Raw genomic sequence first — 2,390 nt, 5'->3', positions numbered from 1 at the left:
CTGCCGGCGCCGGGGCAGATCACCATGAAGTCCTGCAGGTCCAGCCGCCGCCCGGCATGGGTGCCGCCGCCGAAGATCTGGATCTCCGGCAGGGGCAGCAGCACGGCGTCGTCGCCGCCGAGATGGCGCCACAGCGGTAGGCCGGCTGCGGCTGCGGCGGCGTGGGCGGCGGCCATCGACACGGCGATGGTGGCGTTGCCGCCCAACCGCGCCTTGTCCGCCGTGCCATCCAGCGCGATCAGGGCGTGGTCCAGCCCGACCTGGTCGGCGGCATCGAAGCCGGCCAGGGCACGGGCGATCTCGCCGTTTACCGCATCGACCGCGCCGCGCACGTCATGGCCGCCGAAGCCGGTGCCGCCGTCGCGTCGGTCCAGCGCCTCGCCGGAGCCGGTGGACGCGCCGGCCGGGGCGATGGCACGGCCGATGGCGGCGCCCTCCAGCCGGATCTCGGCCTCCACCGTCGGCCGGCCGCGGCTGTCCCACACACGGCGGCCGCGGATCTCGGTGATGCGGGTGCGGGTCATGGAGCTCCGTTCTCGTTTAATGATCGGGCAAGGCGGCGAAGGGGTCGGCCGCAGGGATGCCGAGAGGCTCGAAATGGCGAAGATTGCGGGTCAGCAGCATCAGATCCCGAGCGGCGGCAATCGCCGCGATCGCCACATCGGCAAAGCCGGGATGGCGGCCCGCGGCAGTCGCTGCATCAGCCAGACGGCCGGCAACCCTGGCCGCATCCGCGTCGAAGGGAAGGATCCGTTCGCCATAGCCGGCAATCAGGCCATCCAGCCAAGTGGCCAGATGCTCGGCCCGGGCGATTCCACCGGAGCGGTGCAGCTTGCGGATCCCGCCTTCGATTTCGGCAATAGCGATGGTCGGGATGTATAGGCGATCTGCCTGCTGCCGCAGCCAGCTGGCCTCAGCACCCGCGATCGGCGGCCTGCCCGGGGCCACCGTGGAGATCACGGAGGTATCGAGCAGGTAGCCCCGGGTCACAGATCGACCTGACGCAGCGGAGTCTGGTCCCGGGTCACCTCCAGCGGTCCTGGGAAATCGAGCAGATAGTCCGCCAGACTCGGCTTGTTGCTCCCGTAGAAGCGCCGGCCATCTTCCACGGGCACGACCATTGCTGCCGGACGACCGTGCTTGGTGATAATCGTCGCTTCACCATGCTCGGCCGCATCGACGATGGCAGACAGGCCGGCCTTGGCGTCGCGGAGGTGGAGTGTCTTCATCGCATCTCTCCGTCTGTGACCACATGTGGTCACAATAGGGATTGGGCGTCGTCGGTTCAAGTCAGGCCGGGCAGGCTCAACTCCTCGGCCCAGGCGGTGCGGATCTCGGCCAGTCTGTTCGGCGGGGCCAGCAGCAGCGGTTTCGCCACCCGGCGTACCCGGTCCTGCTGTGCCGGTTCGGTGAGGTATTCGACCGGCGACTTGCCGTCGATTCGGGCCAGCAGCAGCCCGGGCAGCAGCCGCGCGGCGCGGGCTTCGAAGGCGGCGGCCGGTTCCCAGTCCACGCCGGCGAGATAGGCTGCGGCCAGGGCGTCGAAGCAATCCAGGAACTGCCCGGCCGAGTCGGGCCGCCATAGCCCCTTCAGCAGCAAATGGTTCAGGCAGAAGGCGATGTCGAAGGCTGAGTCGCCCCACCAGGCGCATTCGGCGTCGAGAAATACCGGGCCGTGCGGTCCGACCAGGATGTTCTTCGGGCTGACATCGCCATGCACCAGGGCTCGCCGGGTCGTCCGCGTGGTCTCGACCAGGGCGTGCAGGGCATCGGCGCAATCCGGATGCGCGGAGGCGGTCGCCACCAGATAAGGCTCCAGCCGGATGTCATGGAAGATGGCGTCGGTCGAGAAGTCGGCGGCCAGGTCCGGATCCGCCGCCGTCGCCGCGTGGATCCTGACCAGCCGCCGCCCGACCTCGGTGGCGACCTCCGGATCGGCTTGGCCGTCGCGCAGCTGCGCCTTCCACACCGGATGGTCCTCCGGCGCCAGATAGGCCATGGCCAGGGCGCCGGCGGCATCGTCCTGGCCCAACAGGGCCGGCACCGCCAGCGGCACGATGCCGGCGGCCACCCGCATCCAGCGCGCCTCGTACAGGTTGCGCACGACCGGCGCCTGCCAGTCGGCCGAGACCCGCAGCTTCGGCAGTGCCCGCTTGACGCAGACCGGGCCGGTGGCCAGGTCGACCCGCCAGATGTCGGAGGAGACACCGCCGGTCAGCGCGGCGAAGCGCGGCGTCTCGCCAGCCCCGGCCAGACCCATCCGGCGCAGGGCTTCCAGCAGGTCGGGGGCCGTCATCGGGTCAATAGGTGGCGCGGCCGCCGGATAGGTCGAACACGGCGCCGGTGGTGAAGCTGTTCTCGGCCGAACACAGCCAGGCGATCATCGACGC

Annotated in this window: 4 protein-coding genes; all 4 read right to left on the bottom strand. The window is 70.2% G+C overall.

Going from position 1 to position 2,390, the window contains the following annotated elements; genetic code table 11:
- Nucleotides 1–524 (bottom strand): phosphopyruvate hydratase family protein (locus AC3XYG_RS40300; protein ID WP_489145544.1); only part of this gene is annotated, 524 nt, incomplete at its 3' end.
- Between the two features lie 16 nt (nucleotides 525–540).
- Nucleotides 541–990: a PIN domain-containing protein gene (locus tag AC3XYG_RS40295; protein WP_489145543.1), complete on the bottom strand. Its 450-nt coding sequence runs from the start codon at nucleotides 988–990 to the stop codon at nucleotides 541–543.
- Nucleotides 987–1,229 carry a type II toxin-antitoxin system Phd/YefM family antitoxin gene (locus tag AC3XYG_RS40290; RefSeq protein WP_489145542.1) on the bottom strand — a complete coding sequence of 81 codons (243 nt, stop codon included), beginning with the start codon at nucleotides 1,227–1,229 and terminating at the stop codon, nucleotides 987–989. Before AC3XYG_RS40290 ends, AC3XYG_RS40295 begins: the two co-directional genes overlap by 4 nt.
- 56 nt (nucleotides 1,230–1,285) lie before the next feature.
- Entirely contained in the window at nucleotides 1,286–2,296 is a 1,011-nt protein-coding gene (locus AC3XYG_RS40285) for a phosphotransferase family protein (protein WP_489145541.1), read from the bottom strand.
- Between the last annotated feature and the right edge of the window lie 94 nt (nucleotides 2,297–2,390).

The sequence above is a fragment of the Inquilinus sp. genome (genome assembly GCF_057815775.1).
The sequence above is the reverse complement of the archived record's forward strand: the minus strand, read 5'-3'. Positions and strand labels throughout refer to the sequence as shown.